Annotated in this window: 1 pseudogene; it reads right to left on the reverse strand. The window is 56.0% G+C overall.

Features of this window, described 5'->3' with window-relative positions:
* Nucleotides 1-327 (reverse strand): annotated as a pseudogene (locus tag JFN88_RS22405) (hypothetical protein); the annotation flags it as partial.

Genomic DNA, 327 nt, shown 5'->3' on the forward strand with positions numbered 1-327 from the left:
CTTCGGCGTTGCAATCTTGCTCGACGACACCTTCACGACCAGATGGTTCCCTGTTCCGACTGGAATTGGCGGGTTGGTCGGAAGCTTGGTCGTATCGGGATCAGTTCCAGGCTCTGGTACAGGCGTTGGATACAACTCCGGCGCCGCTTCCGGCTGCGGACGAACATCCCCTTTGCCCAGTACAATTAGGGTGAACTTCACCACTTTATTGTTGCTGTCTACCTCGTAAATGCCGATGTACTTGTTAACCACCGGATCAACGCCCGGGATGTTGTTGCCCGGCGTATATGGATTGATTACGCCAACGCTCGGAGCGGAGTCGCCCGC

This window comes from Paenibacillus roseus, from assembly GCF_016424485.1.
Lineage (GTDB): Bacteria > Bacillota > Bacilli > Paenibacillales > Paenibacillaceae > Paenibacillus_D > Paenibacillus_D roseus.